The following is a 17,266-nucleotide window of genomic DNA, read 5'->3' on the forward strand; positions in this document are numbered from 1 at the left end:
AAATCAGATCGTTTTATTTATACTATAGCTAAGTTGACACATAAGTTCTCGATCAACAATCACGATCTATGATAAACGGAATCAACGATACGTAAATGTCGAGTATGCCAGCAACTATTTTAGCACAATCAGGACGTGATCGGTCTGTTCAAATCAAAAAGCTTGCCGATGACGGCAAGCTTTTGTGCATAATGTAGCTGTTCCATTTTATAGCTAGCGATTGGTTGTGCCAACAAATCTTATACAGCGTTAATCATTTGGCAGCTCCTTTGACTTGGGACCACGCTCATAGCCAGTACGTAGCGGCACATGAGGCGCGATCTTTTTGCTGGCTGCCTTTACCTCTTTACGCAGTAAGGCGTCCGTGATACCAATCTCAAGGGGATAAAAATCAAAGGGCTCCTGCTCGTAGTGCTCCAGACGTGTAATGTACTCACGCACATCTGCGATCAAGCGCGGCATATCAATGCCAAGTGTATGGTGCGAGCTGGAGGTCAGCTTATGCAGGCTGCTCTTCAGCATTTTGATCGCACCGATACGCTTGTTATAGGCGGAGTTGATCGTACCATTTCGAAAATGGAATAGCCCGACCGCGACCTGTAGCAATCCCTTGTATACCGGTTCCCTGTCCTTTTCCAGCCATAGCTCTTCCAGTACCTCGTGACATTCAAAATAGTCACGATCCCGGTTGAAATAGACGAGATAGGCGATATACAGCGGGTGGAACTCATGACTCATCCTGTTCCTCTTCCACCATACGTGCGCCGGATTTGCGCATCTTTCTTACGGATTCGCCTAGCTGCTGCAAGCCGATGAAGTCTTGCTTTTCCCATAGTTCATTGAATTTTTGCTGACTTTCCAATGCCTCGGTCACTTTATGCAGGAAGTAGAGTCGATGAATATCCTTTAAGACACGCTGCACCAGATTCGCTTCATCCTCAAAGCTCTTCTGGGCATCCAGAATATCCTCACGTATGCTGGACATTTCATTATCCAAAATCATCGCTGCCTCAGCTGCCGTTTTCAGACGATCTCGAATCGGCGCAGGCAAGCTCTGACGATATTTATAATTGAGTGAGTGCTCGATCGTTGCCCAGAAATTCATCGCCAGGGTGCGAATCTGAATCTCAGCGAGCACGATCTTTTGACCGAATGCGGTCTGCACTGGATATTCAGCAATCATATGGAAGCTGCGATAGCCGCTTTCCTTAAAGTTTGTCACATAATCTTTTTCATAAAGAACAGTTAGATCCTTGCGGGCACGAATGTACTGTGCGACCCAGCGAATATCCTCCACAAACTGGCACATGATCCGGATGCCTGCGATATCCTCAATTCCTGTGTCAAGCTGATCCCTTGGAACGTCCAGACGTTTAGCTTTATCCAGAATGCTGGATATTTTTTTGACACGTCCGGTAACAAATTCGATCGGCGCGTACTCTTCTCTCTTTTTCAGCTCGGCGCGCATCGTTTTGAATTTCACCTTCAATTCTTCAACCGCTTGTTCGTAGGGAAGCAAGAATAATTCCCAGTCTCTGTCATCCATCTTCATGCCTCCTCAGTGTATGACCTGTTTCTTTTAACATGTAATAAGATGTTGCCTGTTAGCGGTGCGCTGCTCCAACCGCTTCCGAAATATGTGCGAATCCGTCGCGCTGCATCAGCTCGCGAATCCCATTATGAAGCTGCCGTGTAATCTGCGGGCCTTCATAGATAAACGATGTATAAATCTCCACCAGGCTGGAGCCTGCCTTAATTTTGTCATAGGCATCCTGGCTCGAAAAAATGCCCCCGCATCCAATGATCGGCAGCTTGCCTTCCGTTTGGCGATACACACGAGAGATAATCTCTGTTGAACGTTCGGTAAGCGGACGTCCGCTCAGTCCACCTGTCTCTCCTGCATGATTATGCGTAAGTCCATCACGGGAAAGGGTCGTATTCGTCGCGATAATACCTGCTGCACCGCTTTGACGAATCGTCTCTACCATATACTCCAGCTCAGCGTCGCTCACATCTGGTGCAATTTTGACCAGTACCGATTTGGATGTACCGTGGTTTTGAGCCTGTGCATTCATTTCCTGCATCACCTCAGCGAGCAATTCCTTTAATTCATTACCATGCTGTAAGTTACGCAAATCAGGTGTATTTGGCGAACTGATATTGACGACGAAAAAATCTGCATAGGTGTATAGCTCACTAATGCACGCTTTGTAGTCTTCAGCCGCTTCTTCGTTAGGAGTTACTTTATTTTTACCAATATTGACTGCGATCGGAATCGGATGATCAACTAGATGACGCAAGCGATCTGCCATTGCCCAGGCACCTTCGTTATTGAAGCCCATTCGGTTAATAAGCGCTCGATCCGACGGTAAACGGAATAGACGCGGCTGCTCGTTCCCTGGCTGAGGCTTGGGCGTAACCGTTCCGACTTCCATAAAGCCAAATCCGGATGCAGACAGGCCAGCTACCGCCTGTGCATTTTTGTCCAGACCCGCAGCAAGTCCTACTGGACCGGGAAACGTAATGCCGAATAGCTCTGTCGTCATGTCCGGTGTACTGGTGATACCATACATGGACTGCATTGCCGCGAGGGTGCCGGGAATGCGCACGCCCGCACCTAACCCTCCGATGACCAGATGATGCGCCTTTTCCGGGTCCATCCGAAAGAGTACAGGCTTGAAAATATTACGGTATAACAAATTCCATTCACTCCGTTCCTGGCATAGGCCTAAAGCCATGATGCATAACGTTTTGCAAGGTTCCTCAAGGCGCCAAGCAAGATTATTCTCTATTCTAGTTTATCCTGTTCTGTCCCAAAAGAAAAGCGATCTTCTCGTTTTGAGAAGACCGCCGTTGGCGCAGTAGCGCTATACGTCACAGGTAGTGTAAACGTTCCGCCTGCTCCTATCCTTTTAGTTCAGCCAGTGATACATACGGCTTGGATCGGTTTGATCCTGCTGCGGCTTTTTATTAGAGGCATAACGCTGCTTCGGAATCTGGATTTCATCAGGCAGTACATCGCTGGCGATCGTCACCTTTGTTCCTAGCGGAGCCATATCGAATAGCTCCTCCACGTCATCCTTACTCATACGCACACAGCCAAGCGATTCGTCAGCACCAATGCTATCCGGATCATTCGTACCGTGGATCGCATAATTCGTATCCGATAGCTGCATCCCACGACTACCGAATTCACCGTTGGATCTGCCATTCGGATTCATGACCTTAATCGAGAGATGGAATACGCCCTCCGGTGTTTTTGTTCCGCCTAAGCCAACTGGATAATTCCGCAGTAGCTTTGTACCGCTCACCAGACCGAGGCGATGCTTTTTCTTATCCACGATAATTTCGAGCGGCTCGCTAAAATAAGGTCGGTTCCCCAGTGTGCTAGCAAATAGCTTTTGCATGTTACCGCTAAAGCCATTCTCCGGCATCGCTCCAGCGGCATCAAGCGGATACGGCTGCAATGTCTGGAACGACTGATCCATTAGCGTGGTCGTGCCGGAAAGCCAGTTGGCTGGAAAAGACTGATCCAGCTGTCCCAGACCCTGTGGTAGCTGTCCTCGCGCGGACTTGAAGCTGGCGAGCGCCGTCTGCATTACAGCTAGCTGCTCCTGCTGCTGCATCCACGCGGCGGCATCAGAAGCGCTGACTCCAGCGTCCCCTGGCTTACAGCGGCAAGCAGCGGCATTATACGATTGTACCTGTACCTGCGTAGGCGTATCATTCGCCTGCATCGTGTACGCAACGGGCAACACATGCTTCCATAGCTCCCATTTGCCAGACTTCTCCATTCCGAGAATAGCCGCACGATCTGGCTCTGTTCCATGGAGCTGCTGAGCAATAAATAATGCTAAGCCACTTCCTGCTGCTGCACTGCCCCCTGAAGCCGCTGTAAAGCTAAGCGGAGCATGGTAGGCAGGCACGCTCTCAGGCTGCTGTGACTTGGTTCCGCTATTCACCCCATTCGTCGTCTCTGCTGGAGGATTCTCCATAGCCATCTGATCCTCTGCTGCAGGTAAATCAAGAGAGCGCATCAGGATTAAAAATAAAAATACGATGCTCAGCCAGATCATACGCCGCTTGTGTAGCTTGCGATCACGTGCATGACCCATCTCCATTACTTTCGCTTCATAATCCTTCAGCACTTCCGCTGGAATCTGACTCTGCTCAAAGGCTTCATACACATCGCCTGCGCGATTGTAGCAATAGTTGGCTTTGCCCATCTGTCCGTCAGACTCGTACTCCTTACCGAGCAAGTACCAGCCCATGCGATTGTCGGGATGCATCTTCACATAGCGTTTCAAATAAAGTAGGTTTTTCATGGTATCTCCGGACTCCCGCTCCGGATCTCCTTTCCCGGGCTTCACAGCCGTTTTATATGTACTTTGCTTCGGCTGTAACGCCAGGTGCTTCTGCCATGATAAACGAATTTACGGCAAAAAAAGCCTATATCCCTTTTTATCGGTCAAAAGCGGTCATTTCTCGATAGAACGGACGTAGGGCTGTCGAATCAAATTATATACTCTGGTGCCTGCTTTATTTTCAGAAATGTGAAACAGTAGCTATGCGTAAGGAACCATATAGCTTATCCTCATCATCCATTTACTCGATTCGCGAGAATGAAAAAAAGCACCGCGCTGGCTATGTAGCCAAAACGGTGCTCTTTCTCGCTTATAGCATTGCGTATGCGTATGAACGCGTCCGAAATTACTCGGCGTGTGGCTCATCTGCAATGATAATGGAATCGGTTGGGCAACCGTCGCAAGCGTCCAGCATGTCTTCATGCATGTCTTCTGGAATCGCTGTTACACCACGGTTACTGTCGCCGCCAAAGATCACTTCTGCCAGGCCTTCATCATCATAATCGTAGATGTCAGGTGCAGTCGCGCCGCATGCACCGCAAGCGATGCATGTATCTTTATCAACCCAAGTATATTTGCTCATGTGTATATCCTCCTATCATTACTTTCCAGTTGTCTATTTATAGGACACCAGTCTGTACAGATATTCAAAATATAATACAAAGCCTCAACAATTTCAAATAAAATCCACTTGACGCGTGCGTCATTCCTACTAACTCTGTCACACAATGATCATGGAATCGAAGCTTCACTACGTCCTTTTTACCCTTTCACATCCACCATTAAACCCTGTATGAACAGCGATATAGCAAGCATATCCTATGATTGCTCTGTTCAGAAATACGCTCCAGCATCGACCTGAATCGCTGCGAATGCAACAGATACGATATATAATAAGCACGGCATATGCACCTCAAAGAGAAACTTGGATATGCAGGATCTGAAATGAACAAAACCAGCTTGAGGATCATCGCCTCACTCTGGCTTATCAAAGTCAAAACGACGCCCATCCTTTTGCAGTGATGTTCCGCGCAACTTATGATTACGGATCAGCACAGATGGATCATTACCAAGCATACCTGCGGTCAATACCGCACTTTCGCCAAACTTATCACGCAGTTGATCAATGACCTCATTCAACTGCTCCTTCTGTGGCTGACGCTCATAATCAAACAGATCAAGCTGAATCGCCGCTTCACTACGCGGCAGTAGATTTTGCAGCGTCACTCCGAGCAGACGTACAGCACCCTTCCCATGCCAGTGTCTGGCATATAGCTCACACGCTTCATGATAGACCTCTTCTGCCGTGTCCGTCGGTACGCTCAGCGCACGCGAGCGTGTGATCGTCTTCATATCTGGCGTCCGAATCGTAATCTGTACCGTATGCGCCATCAGCTTCTGCCGACGCATACGCCGACACACCTGATCACTCAGATTCAGCATCACACGCCGAATATCCTCAAGCTCCTGAATATCCGCAGGTAATGTAGTCGTATGCCCGATTGATTTATTCGGCTCGTTGTCCGGCTCTACTAGGGAATGATCGATGCCATTAGCCGCCTGCTTGAGCCAGCTTCCCATCACGCCAAAACGTGCTTTCAAACGCGCTTCATCGGCTGCTGCGAGCTGACCGAGTGTGCGTATGCCCATCTCACGCAGCTTGGTAGCGGTTTTATGCCCAATCCCGAATAGCTCTGCACAGGGCTGCTCCCATAGCAGCTTCGGTACATCACGGATACGCAAAATCGAGATGCCGTTCGGCTTTTTCATATCAGACGCCATTTTGGCAAGCAGCTTATTAGGCGCTACACCAACAGAGCAGGGCAGACGAAGCTCATCTCGAATACGGTTTTGCAGATCGGCTGCGATCTCCAGCGGCGTGCCGAATTGGCTTGATCCCGTAATATCGAGATAACATTCATCGATCGAGGTTGCCTGTAGGAGCGGTGTATAGCTATACGCTATATTCATAAATGCAGCCGAATATTTCCGATACAAATGAAAATCAGGAGCAATTAGTGTCAATCGTGGACACTTTTGCAGTGCCTGACCTACGAGCATTCCTGTCTTCACACCCATACGCCGTGCTTCATAGGAGGCGGTCACGACAATGCCCTTCCGTAGCTCCACACTACCGGCGACTGCGGTAGGCTTGCCAGCATATTTGTCTGGCTGCTCCGCTGCATGCACAGAACAATAAAAGGCGTTCATATCCACATGCAAAATAACCCGTCCGCGGGTAGGATAATGACTGCTGGTGTCTTCCCTCATCTGCTTTCTCCCCCTGTCATCTCCGACTTCTCGCAGACCTTTGACTGCTATCTATAAATGAGTATATTTTCCTGGTATAGTGAGTAAACATTCAATGAGCAGACTGGATGACTTGCACCATTCCATTTTCTCAACGCACCCATTTTTAGGAACCGTGAACCCGATATGTAGCGAATATGTGTTCTGTTTTATTATAAAAAAAGAATAGCCATCTGACAATGACTATTCAGCGTTCTGCTCATCTACATGCAGCTCTAGCGTATAATTTTGACAGGCAATCTCAAACACATTATCATACGTAAATAGAATAAAATGACGCAACTCCTTTAGCTCTCGCTTTGCCTTCTGCTTCGCTCGTTCTAACAATGGCGACTGACGATATTCCAGCCAGTCTGACTTGATGTCTGTCTTCCCTATTGGCAGATAATCCCCGTGCAAATCTAACTCCATTGCATTAAAATAATATACTCCCTCGAAGCACAATGTGTACTTCACAAAATCATCGGATTCGCTTTTACTTGCCAGCGTACCATTAAACTCACCAACTAACGTCACATGGCGACGCTCTAGCTCATAGTCCAGCCTGTCCACATAGACCGCATCGCGTCCATATACATAACCGAGCGGTGTGCTGACCGCTTCGATTTCAATGTTTTGCTGTTGCACTGTGAATCCTCCTTATTCATCATCGCTGTTGCTTTACTCCGTTTGTTTGGTTCCTATCCATCAAGCACTACCATACAGTATATAATGAATACGACCCTGTTCACCATGGGATCGCTCGGGTATCGTCAAAGAAACCACCCGTAGGGCCATCTTCATCCAATGTCGCCAGCTTCACTGCAATTGCCGCCCCCTCCTCAGGCGTACGAGTACCATGAAAGTCGTTAAAATCTGTCGCTACATGCCCTGGTGCCGCCGCATTCACCTTGATTTGTGTGCTTGCTAATTCCCTCGCATAATGAACCTCACCTTCATGTTGTAGCTCAGCTACAGCCATACGGCCTCGTTCAGCATTTCGACTACCTAAAAATACAATCATACCTCGATTGGCAAGCTCTTTCACGATTGCTTTGCCAATCCCTTTATTCGCCCCTGTAACAAGCGCAATTTTTTTAGATTCCATCTGGTTTAGGCTCCTGTTCGTTTTTACGTTTGATTTTATTTAGCTTGATGTCAATCACGTTCTGCAATTCCATCATTTGCTGTGCAAGCTTTTCTTTATGATCCTGAAGCCTTTGATATCGTTCTTCAGATGCTTCGAGCTGGAGGTAGCTTTTAATATCCTCTAACGACATCCCCGTTTTTTTCAGACAGGCAATAAGCTGAAGCGTGTCGATATCTTCCTGACTATACACTCTGTAGCCCATTTCATTTCGAGCTATTGCAGGAATTAATCCTGTCTTTTCATAAAATAGGATCGTATCCTTGCTCAATCCGCTGAGCATAGCTGTCTGCTTTAGAGCATACCTTTCATTCAATTGCAGCCCTCCCTTGTGTTCTGGTCCTATCTGATACTACACCCCTGAGTTCACTCCGGGTCAACAGTCAAAAAAGTATAATTTAAAATGTATATCTAACCTTCCTATCTCTCTGCTATATAAAAGAAAGCCAGCATCATTAGCTGGCTTTCTTTGTCTCTATAGTAGATATGCACTTGCTCTGTTTACAGCTTCTCTATTCGATAACATGCTAATTGCAAATGATCTATCTCAGCATAGCCTACAATTCCTCGCGAAACGATCCGGGTACTAGATCACTTATGACTTCATCAATCGCCGTGAACCATGGTGCAGCTAGAGCTGAACCTGTATAGGAGATAATATACAAATACCGCTCACCGCTTATGATCCCTTCCAGCTCTCCCCCTGAAGCTTCGTCAATATAAGTATTTAGAATATCTGGCCATTTCTCATCATCCCGCAAAATGGCAAGCTTCCCCTGATCATACTCTATCCAGTAATCTGGATCATCAGCCAAAACTAGGCTAAGCCGAGAATACAATCCGTCCATGATCGCTTGCTCCAGCTTTGGGTCAGGCGCTAGAGCTCCACTCTTGATACGTACACCATATTCCATCCCCATGCTGAATCCTCCTATGTCACACTATTTATGTAGCATCCTGCTGTTCGATAGCTGTTCCAACTACAGATATCCATTTTTCCACATGCAAATTGCAATCTGTTTCCCACACCTCAATCGTATGAGCACTTCAATAAGGTAGATCACTCACTCGATCCGATTTCAATCTGCACGATATCGTGATAGATCAAACGCTGACGCTTGGGCAGCTCTACATCATGATGATAATGCCCAAACCACCACTGACGATAATTCAGTTTATCCTGAATCGTTTGAAAATAATCATGCATTTCATCCTGCTCTACATCTGTGTCATAATGCTGCTTGATCCAGTCCAGACTTTCTGTGGAGCAGGTATGAGTAATCACCACGTCAACATCCCAACCATGCTTCTCCAATTGCTGTAATCCACAAGCATATTCCTCGGCCGACGGCATTTCACGCGCCCACCAGGTTTTGCCTTCTTTGCGATATTCACGATCATGTGAAGCCGCACCGCCAAAGGTAAAAAAGCGTTTATCTTCTATTGTATACACTTGCCCTCTCATCAGATGCAGCACACTATCATTGATCCGATGCACGCCTCCACCATTCCACTGCTCTACCGGAAATTGCTCCAGCAGATCGAAGTTTTCATGATTACCATCGATAAATACCGTTGTAAAAGGCTTTACCTCATCCAGCCATTTCAGCCAGTAGCGATCTTCCTTTTGCCCATCCCATATCAATCCAAAATCACCTGCAATGATAACGATATCCTGCTTGGTTAATTGCTTTTGCTCTGGAAAAGAACGCGTATTCAGTCGTTTAGACAGCCATGGCATACCATGAACATCTCCGGTAATATAAATCATAGCTTTCCCTCCTTTACAACACAGTATACGGATGCTATTGAACGAGTACAACCCGAACAGAAAGCATAGTAGAAGTGCTGGTATGGCTAGACCTAGAGCATGCCAGCCTAGCGGACAATCTACATTTCATACCGCAAGCATTGCTATCGTGGCAATCACATCTTTCGATTCCAAAGCCTATAGAAAAAGGCAAACGCTATACGATTGTATTCACGCCTGCCTTTCACATGTTACTTATACTTATGAATGTAGAAGCTGGATTGTATCTTGATGATAGCACTGAGCTTTATATCCATTATACTTAACAAATTTCATATCGCCAGAATCGGTTTAGAGAATGTTATAACATAGATGACGCTCCATCATCAGACCAGGCTCCATTCCAATTCTACACTTTAATCTGACTCAAAAAATGTAGCTCCAAGCTTTGCTTTACAGCTAGTTCTAAGCTCGATGCTCCGTGCTCAACCCACTCAGCCTTCCACCAGCTCTGCCTTAATCTTCCCACAGAAGAAGCTACCCGACAGGCCCTGCGCCGCTTCAATATCCACGACCAGATCCGTCACCTCATATCGAAAATCCATTTCCGCGATCACATTCAGACGCGCATCGGGCGGAGAAAATTCCACATCAAACGCTTCGAGGAAGGTCAGCTTTACCGATTGCTTTTCATTGGGTTCTGGCAGCTCTATAGTCAGCTCCACCTGATCCTTGCCAATATCGTAATTGGTAATAATCGCCTGCTCAAAGTCTGGAAAATAACCAAGCTTCTCGATAATCGCCCCACTACCTTCAATCGAAACGGTTGGCGAAAATGCAAGCTGAATAATCGTTTGCTCGCCCCACTGCAATTGTTCTTCATTAATATGAAGCGTAATCTGCTGTGCATCCAGCGCACGCACACTACCAACGACATAATCTCCTGCCTGTACCATCACAATATCGTGTAGATCAAATGGCAATGGTTGCTCCAATGTATAATGAATCGTATAGCTTTTACCCTGCTGCTCGACTTGTTTAATTCCTATCTGCATGATGACATTCCTCCAAGAGTTTACATTTATCTTTTTCCATTGTAACAGAACGATACAATGCAGCCTATGCTAGCGTATACATCAACCGCATAAGCAAGCGTACCATTTGTGCATGATGCACAAACAATCCCGTCATTTTCACCCCATATTCCAGCAAAATTACCGTATACCTGACATAGCCGATAGTGCTATAATAACCAATTATACTCAGGTTTCATGTGTCATCCACAACGATAAATGAGTGCTTATGAATCTTGGTCCAATCAAAGGGGGATTCCACATCATGTCCAAATCCATCTCGATTTTCGATACGACGCTGAGAGACGGTACACAGGGGGAAGGTATCAGTCTATCCGCAGACGACAAATTGAAAATTGCGCGAAAGCTCGATGAACTCGGTGTACATTATATCGAAGGCGGTATTCCGGGTAGTAACGGTAAAGATATCGAATTTTTCAAGCGTGTTCAACAGCTGAATTTGAATGCCAAAATTACGGCTTTTGGCAGTACGCGCCGTAAGGGCAGCACCGCACAGGAGGATGCCAACCTGAAGCGGATCATTGAATCCGGTGCGCAGGCAGCTACACTGGTGGGCAAATCGTGGGATTTCCATGTGCATACTGCATTGCAAACGACGCTAGAGGAAAATCTAGCGATGATCGCCGACTCCATCGCCTATTTGAAGCAGCAACAGATGGAGCTGGTGTTCGATGCAGAGCACTTTTTTGACGGCTATAAAAATAATCCAGACTATGCAGTTTCCGTGCTACGTGCAGCTAAGGATGCTGGAGCAGACTGGCTCACCCTATGCGATACCAATGGCGGTACATTACCGCATGAGGTATATGAGATTGTATCCAGGCTGATGATCGAGCTGGAGGGGGCATCGATCGGTATTCATACCCATAATGATTGTGAACTGGCGGTGGCCAATACACTGAGCGCCGTACAGGCTGGAGCACGTCAGGTACAGGGAACGATGAATGGCTATGGTGAGCGCTGTGGTAATGCCAATCTGTGCTCGATCATTCCGAATTTACAGCTCAAGCTCGACTATACATGTATTGCGGACGAGCAGCTGGCACAGCTTACGAATACCGCTCGCTACGTGAGCGAGATTGCCAACGTGCATATGCCGATCAACCAGCCTTATGTAGGTAATGCAGCTTTTGCACATAAAGGCGGTATCCACGTTTCTGCGATTTTGCGCGACTCCCGTACGTATGAGCATATTGAGCCAGAGCGCGTCGGTAATAAACAGCGTATCCTCGTTTCCGAGCTGGCTGGTCAGAGCAATATCCTGTCCAAAGCAAAGGAAATGAATCTGGAGCTGAATCCAGAAAACGAAGAAACAAAGCAAATTATCGGCAAAATCAAAGATTTGGAGCATCAGGGCTATCAATTCGAGGGCGCAGATGCGTCGCTGGAGCTGTTACTGCGTGAAGCCAATGGCGAGCTAAGCGAATTGTTCGTCTTCGAATCGTTCAAAATGCTGGTCGAGAAAAACGCCGGCTCTGCTGTTGTATCCGAAGCCTTCGTGAAGCTACGTATCGGTGGTCAAAGCATCTACACCGCCGCAGAAGGCAATGGCCCGGTCAATGCGCTGGATAATGCGCTACGTAAAGCATTGGTCGAGCATTATCCAAGCCTGCGCGAAATGCATCTGTCTGACTATAAAGTGCGTGTACTGGATGAAACAGACGCAACCGCATCGAAAGTACGCGTATTGATCGAATCACAAAACCTGCAAGACACCTGGAGCACTGTCGGCGTATCCGCCAACGTGATCGAAGCAAGCTGGGAAGCATTAGTAGACAGTATCCGCTACGCTCTACTCGGTCAGAAGCTACCTGCACATAACCAGGCGACCGCTTCTGGTACACAGGGCATTGTGAATCATTAATTAGGGTGCAGCATTGATCTAATATTGATCTATTCTATTAATACATCGATAATGAACGCCATATACAATAAACAAGCTCCTCCAAACTACACTATAAGCCCAGTAGCTGTTATTCTACAGCTACTGGGCTTATACATATTACATCTATATTATCAAAATAGCTCACCAAAATGCCCTGCCACTCGCTAGAGAGTCTATGTCGAAGAGCCGATAAAAAAACCAGCCTATCCCATATAACCAGAAAGAAGGTCATACACTTGAAGCACCACCCACATCATTCCGATAAAACAGACCCTGCCTCCCTTTATATATCCCAATCCGTTTGGCACGAGCTGATCGACCATATGAATTCAGCTCCTGCTCATGAGGTATGCGGAGTACTGCTCGGTACAAAAACAGCTGTAGGCATTCAACTCCATGCCTACCGAAGATTGCGTAACGTCTCCCTCAACCCTGCATACCATTTTCAACTCGATCCAGCCGAATGGATTCACTGCTGCTATAACGAGCCCAACCTCGTCGGTCTGTTCCACTCTCATCCTCACACTGCGCCGTTGCCATCACAGGAGGATCTAGGGCGACTACCCGACTTTGCCAGTATGATCTCCGTCTACTTAATCGGAACCCTCTCTATAGCAAGCAGCGAGCCAGAACAAGACCATCAACAGACCTATACTAAGCCTTCATCATCTAATCAAACTCCATATGCACCAACTGATCCTTTAGATCATCATCCCGAGCCTATCCGCGCCTACAATATCATCCAACATTCTCCTGAACACATAGCAACAAACCCCACTCATTCATCCTTACAATACGATCTGATACCTGTACAACTCCTACAAAAATAAAGCTGTCTAATCAACAGCTTTATCTCCCTGATCTATTCAAGTCTCTCTAAAATACCTACCTATAAAACCACAACATCAAGACAGCATACTTCCACCCATCACGCTACATATCAATCCTCAAACTCTTATGTACTTCATTTCTTCCTATATCTACATCCCTTTAAAATGATCATTCCAAACAAAGAGTCAAAAATCGTTACTTGTAAAATTAAAATATTGCTAAAAGCTAAAATACTGCTCAGAGCTAAAATACTGCCGCTCTCCCAAATGTGTGCATAAATCCGAGCAGTTGCGAGATGCACAGAACGCAGGGAAGGAAATAAGGGGAAAGGACGCCTTGTCGTGTTAGCGATCTCCTAACACGAGGTTCAATGGAAAGTGATTTTTGCACAGCAAAATATCTTACAGCTTTTGAGAACAGGAATCTACATTTCCACCTGCTTCGTAGATTCCTGTTCTCAATCCAAGGACGTCCCCTTATTCCTTTCCTAAGTGGTGTACCTCTCCAACTCCCATCCGGTTTTGCACCCACCTACTAAAAATTACTCAAATGCGCATACAAATCCTCCAACGTATCCACTTGCTTGTGACGCATGAGACGAAGATATTCCTGCCATAGCTGAGCTGTCATTTTTGCATCCTCCAGCGCGTGATGTCTGACCGTCACAGGAATATTAGCCTCCTCCAGCACCTCATCTAATCCGTAACTACCAAGTGAAGGCTTCAGCCATCTGGCGATCATCATCGTATCCAGTATGCGGTGAGTCAATTGAATTTTAGACGTCTTCCATAACGCTGCATTCAGAAATGCTTTGTCATGCCCTGTACCATGTGCAATCAGCACCGAGCGCCCAGCAAATGCCATAAAATCATGGAGTCCATCAATCAGCGATGGCGCTCCATCGATCATTTCCTGGGTAATACCTGTGAGCGCAGAAATATTAGCTGGCACGCTCACCTTTGAATTTACAAGTGTATAGAACTCGTCCTGTACCTCACTGCCGAGCAGCTTGACCGCGCCAAAAGACAAAATTTCATCTCCATGCTGAGGATGAAAGCCCGTCGTCTCCAAATCGAAAACGACGGTTTCCAGCCTGCTCATCGGATAATGTAGCACCTCTGGACGACGCTGCTCACGTGATAGTGAACGTATAAAAGCCATCTGCTGTGCAGATGGTGCACCAAATACCGAAGCAATCGCAGAGGGAACACCTCCACTACGTAAGCTCCGCCAAAATCCGCTTCCAGCTTTTGTAGGTTCTTTCATAAGCGTCTCCTTTCCAGAAAGCGCAATTGTCTTTGCAGCTCACGATGTGCTTTTTTGACAATGCCCAGACTTTCTCTAAGTTCATGGAAAAATGGCTTTTGTCGCCAGTCCTTTTGTAGCATAAAGCCCGTACTGATATACAATCCATCCTCTTCCTTCACCGGCGTTGAATTACGCATACGCAAAGCCGTCAAAAACGCCTCCTGCATCATTTCCAGCAGAGCAAGCGATGCCGCCTCCAGCTGAATCAGCCGATCGAGTCGCTTCAATGTAGATGACTCATAAATGCCATTTTGCACTGCTAAAAAACGCGATGCATTCACAAGCGGAATATATATTCCATATTTTACATCAAAATCACCTGCATGTTCACCAAAACGCTCAGGTACAATTTGCCCCAGTACATTAAGCGTCGCCTTATGACGAACTGTATTACGCAAAATCGCCGCCGACATCGCAGGCGTTTCCTTTAGACCCGCATAAAAATGAGCCTGCCAGCGCTGGGCAAGCTCCTGATCGCCTGCCATATGGCGCATATCCGAAGCAATAATCCAGTTACGCACCGGCTCCCAGCTCAATTCCTCACGCCAGCTATCCAACTGCTGCTGCCATGCTCCCAGTGTCTTGCGCCACATCGGCTCTGAGCACATCACCTTGCCCTGGCACTTCTCATACCCGACCTGCTCCAAAATGTCCGCCAGACGGCTGCCAAATGCTTCAAAATACCGTTCCTTCTGCTCGTGCTGTTCATCACTTATGATCAAGCCATTATCCTGATCACTCCAAAGCGTCTGCTCACATCTTCCTGCGCTGCCAAAAACAATAAAAGAATATGCAACAGGAGGCGGACCGTAGCCCGCCTCAACTAATTGTTGCTCACATATTGTTACTGCCTGCCGCATAATCCTGTCATGCATATCGTTGACTGTCGCTACCCATTCGCGAATATCGCTCTCGCTCAGAGCAGCATACAGCTGCTTTTGGATCATGATACGTTTGGTTTTGAGTGATTCCGGACAAACGGCATCGGTCAGCTCCAGCAAGGGAAGATTGAGAGAAGTCTTCTTCATCGGCTTCATCCCCCAGCACTTGTAATGTTAATAGGTGTGTTTAGAAGTATTAGCTATTCGCTCTTGTACGATCTACTTCACCTACTGCTTTCATTTGCTCAGGATAACCGTAGGAACCGTGCTCACTAATATCCAGACCCATCATTTCCTCTTCTTCTGTTACACGAATGCCACCCAGTGCTTTCATGATACCCAGAATAATGAAGGAAAGCACCAGTACGAAAATGAAAGTACCAATCATACCGAGTAACTGTACGCCCAGCTGGTGGAAGCCACCGCCATAGAACAGACCTGCTCCACCTACGTTAACCTGCTTAGCAAGCTCCGGTGTAGCGAACAGACCGGTAGAGATTGCACCCCACATACCAGCGATACCGTGTACTGAGAATGCGTAGATCGGATCATCAATACCTGCTTTTTCAAACCACTGTGCAGTGAAGAATGTAACGACACCAGCTACCAGACCGATCACAACCGCTGCCCATACATCTACGAATGCACAGGAACCTGTGATAGCTACGAGCGCAGCCAGTACGCCGTTTAGCATGCTAGGAATATCAGCTTTACCCAGTACAACCCATGAGATCAACAGTGCAGCAACACCGCCCGCAGCAGCTGCCAGGTTAGTCGTCAGTGCTACATAAGTGAAGAAGCCGCCACTTGGAGTGAGTGCACTACCAGGGTTGAAGCCCATCCAGCCGAACCAGAGAATGAATACACCGATAACGGAGAATACCTGGTTATGACCCGGAATAATGTTAGGCTTACCATCCTTATTATATTTACCAAGACGTGGTTTCAGCATCAGCGTTGCTGCCAGACCTGCTGTTGCACCTGTTAAATGGACAACGGTGGAGCCTGCATAGTCCTGCATACCGATTGCTGCCAACCAGCCGCCGCCCCATACCCAGTGAGCGATGATTGGATAGATGATAATCATGAATAAAACGCCGAAGATAATATACACGCTAAGCTTCGCACGCTCAGCGAATCCGCCAAATGCGATCGACAGCGATACCGCTGCAAACGCAAGGTGGAACAGGAACATCATGGAGATTGGAATATCAAGACCAGCAAGTGCGCCAAACAGTGGCTTCATTTCCTCGCCACTCAGGAAAAAGCCCTGATAGCCAAAAAATCCATTACCATCTCCAAAGCCAAGTCCAAAACCGAAAGCCCAGAAGGCTACCAGCGCGATGCCAAGAGTCAAAACTGTTTTACCGGCAACGTGCCCGGCATTTTTCATCCGTACAGAGCCTGCTTCCAAAAAGGCAAAGCCTGCTTGCATGAACAGTACGAGCGCGAATGCTAGGAAGACAAAGAACGTATCCAGATTCGTTTGTACTGTTGTCGCAGTAACCTCATCCGCAGCAAAAGCGCTGAACGGAAAAGTTAGAAGTGCGGATGCCGCTAACCCCATAACGGCCCATTTTTTTCTCATTTGACCCACTCCCCATGTTATATTACTTCACATATCGTGAAATCCTTAATGTCATTATAATCAGATTAAAACGCGAATGACAAGCATTTATTTTCAAAATCATGAAAATAGTTTCGTTATGCTTCAAAA

General features: G+C 46.9%; 17 protein-coding genes. 2 read left to right on the forward strand and 15 right to left on the reverse strand.

What is annotated here, in order from left to right:
* Nucleotides 1-249 precede the first annotated feature (249 nt).
* The 12 genes from SK066_RS15445 to SK066_RS15500 form a co-directional block, all read right to left on the reverse strand.
* Nucleotides 250-738, reverse strand: a complete 489-nt coding sequence (locus SK066_RS15445) for a DUF309 domain-containing protein (RefSeq protein ID WP_320542153.1) — start codon at nt 736-738, stop codon at nt 250-252.
* Nucleotides 728-1,546 (reverse strand): GTP diphosphokinase, encoded by an 819-nt coding sequence (locus SK066_RS15450; RefSeq protein WP_188776505.1) that lies wholly within the window; start codon nt 1,544-1,546, stop codon nt 728-730. Before SK066_RS15450 ends, SK066_RS15445 begins: the two co-directional genes overlap by 11 nt.
* Nucleotides 1,547-1,604: 58 nt before the next feature.
* Nucleotides 1,605-2,699 carry a quinone-dependent dihydroorotate dehydrogenase gene (locus tag SK066_RS15455; RefSeq protein ID WP_320542154.1) on the reverse strand — a complete coding sequence of 365 codons (1,095 nt, stop codon included), beginning with the start codon at nt 2,697-2,699 and terminating at the stop codon, nt 1,605-1,607.
* A gap of 213 nt (nt 2,700-2,912) precedes the next feature.
* Nucleotides 2,913-4,325, reverse strand: coding sequence for a L,D-transpeptidase (locus SK066_RS15460; RefSeq protein WP_320542155.1), 1,413 nt, complete (start codon nt 4,323-4,325; stop codon nt 2,913-2,915).
* A gap of 385 nt (nt 4,326-4,710) precedes the next feature.
* Nucleotides 4,711-4,947 (reverse strand): ferredoxin, encoded by a 237-nt coding sequence (locus tag SK066_RS15465; protein ID WP_188776502.1) that lies wholly within the window; start codon nt 4,945-4,947, stop codon nt 4,711-4,713.
* Between the two features lie 392 nt (nt 4,948-5,339).
* Entirely contained in the window at nt 5,340-6,635 is a 1,296-nt protein-coding gene (locus tag SK066_RS15470) for a DNA polymerase IV (protein WP_320542156.1), read from the reverse strand.
* Nucleotides 6,636-6,857: 222 nt separating this feature from the next.
* Nucleotides 6,858-7,301: a hypothetical protein gene (locus SK066_RS15475; protein ID WP_320542157.1), complete on the reverse strand. Its 444-nt coding sequence runs from the start codon at nt 7,299-7,301 to the stop codon at nt 6,858-6,860.
* Between the two features lie 100 nt (nt 7,302-7,401).
* Nucleotides 7,402-7,761, reverse strand: a complete 360-nt coding sequence (locus tag SK066_RS15480; protein ID WP_320542158.1) for an SDR family NAD(P)-dependent oxidoreductase — start codon at nt 7,759-7,761, stop codon at nt 7,402-7,404.
* On the reverse strand, nt 7,751-8,116 hold the full coding sequence (locus tag SK066_RS15485) for a MerR family transcriptional regulator (protein WP_320542159.1): 366 nt from the start codon (nt 8,114-8,116) through the stop codon (nt 7,751-7,753). Before SK066_RS15485 ends, SK066_RS15480 begins: the two co-directional genes overlap by 11 nt.
* A gap of 241 nt (nt 8,117-8,357) precedes the next feature.
* The gene (locus SK066_RS15490) at nt 8,358-8,720 is read right to left on the reverse strand and encodes a hypothetical protein (protein ID WP_320542160.1); all 363 of its coding nucleotides are present in this window, start codon (nt 8,718-8,720) and stop codon (nt 8,358-8,360) included.
* 140 nt (nt 8,721-8,860) lie between these two features.
* Entirely contained in the window at nt 8,861-9,571 is a 711-nt protein-coding gene (locus SK066_RS15495; protein ID WP_320542161.1) for a metallophosphoesterase family protein, read from the reverse strand.
* Between the two features lie 473 nt (nt 9,572-10,044).
* Nucleotides 10,045-10,605: an Imm50 family immunity protein gene (locus SK066_RS15500; RefSeq protein ID WP_320542162.1), complete on the reverse strand. Its 561-nt coding sequence runs from the start codon at nt 10,603-10,605 to the stop codon at nt 10,045-10,047.
* 283 nt (nt 10,606-10,888) lie between these two features.
* Here SK066_RS15500 and cimA point away from each other — a divergent pair, with 283 nt between their 5' ends.
* Both cimA and SK066_RS15510 read left to right on the forward strand, forming a co-directional pair.
* A complete protein-coding gene (gene cimA / locus SK066_RS15505; RefSeq protein WP_320542163.1) occupies nt 10,889-12,508 on the forward strand; it encodes a citramalate synthase in 1,620 nt (539 codons plus the stop codon).
* A 257-nt stretch (nt 12,509-12,765) separates the two neighbouring features.
* Nucleotides 12,766-13,359: a M67 family metallopeptidase gene (locus SK066_RS15510; protein ID WP_320542164.1), complete on the forward strand. Its 594-nt coding sequence runs from the start codon at nt 12,766-12,768 to the stop codon at nt 13,357-13,359.
* A 535-nt stretch (nt 13,360-13,894) separates the two neighbouring features.
* Here the strand turns inward: SK066_RS15510 and SK066_RS15515 are convergent.
* The 3 genes from SK066_RS15515 to SK066_RS15525 are packed head-to-tail and all read right to left on the reverse strand — an operon-like array spanning nt 13,895 to nt 17,137.
* Entirely contained in the window at nt 13,895-14,626 is a 732-nt protein-coding gene (locus tag SK066_RS15515) for an exonuclease domain-containing protein (RefSeq protein ID WP_320542165.1), read from the reverse strand.
* The gene (locus SK066_RS15520; RefSeq protein WP_320542166.1) at nt 14,623-15,696 is read right to left on the reverse strand and encodes a DUF294 nucleotidyltransferase-like domain-containing protein; all 1,074 of its coding nucleotides are present in this window, start codon (nt 15,694-15,696) and stop codon (nt 14,623-14,625) included. The genes SK066_RS15515 and SK066_RS15520 overlap by 4 nt, the downstream gene beginning before the upstream one ends.
* Before the next feature lie 49 nt (nt 15,697-15,745).
* Entirely contained in the window at nt 15,746-17,137 is a 1,392-nt protein-coding gene (locus SK066_RS15525) for an ammonium transporter (RefSeq protein ID WP_188776484.1), read from the reverse strand.
* Between the last annotated feature and the right edge of the window lie 129 nt (nt 17,138-17,266).

Source organism: Paenibacillus hunanensis (genome assembly GCF_034055775.1).
Classification (GTDB): Bacteria; Bacillota; Bacilli; order Paenibacillales; family Paenibacillaceae; genus Saccharibacillus; species Saccharibacillus hunanensis.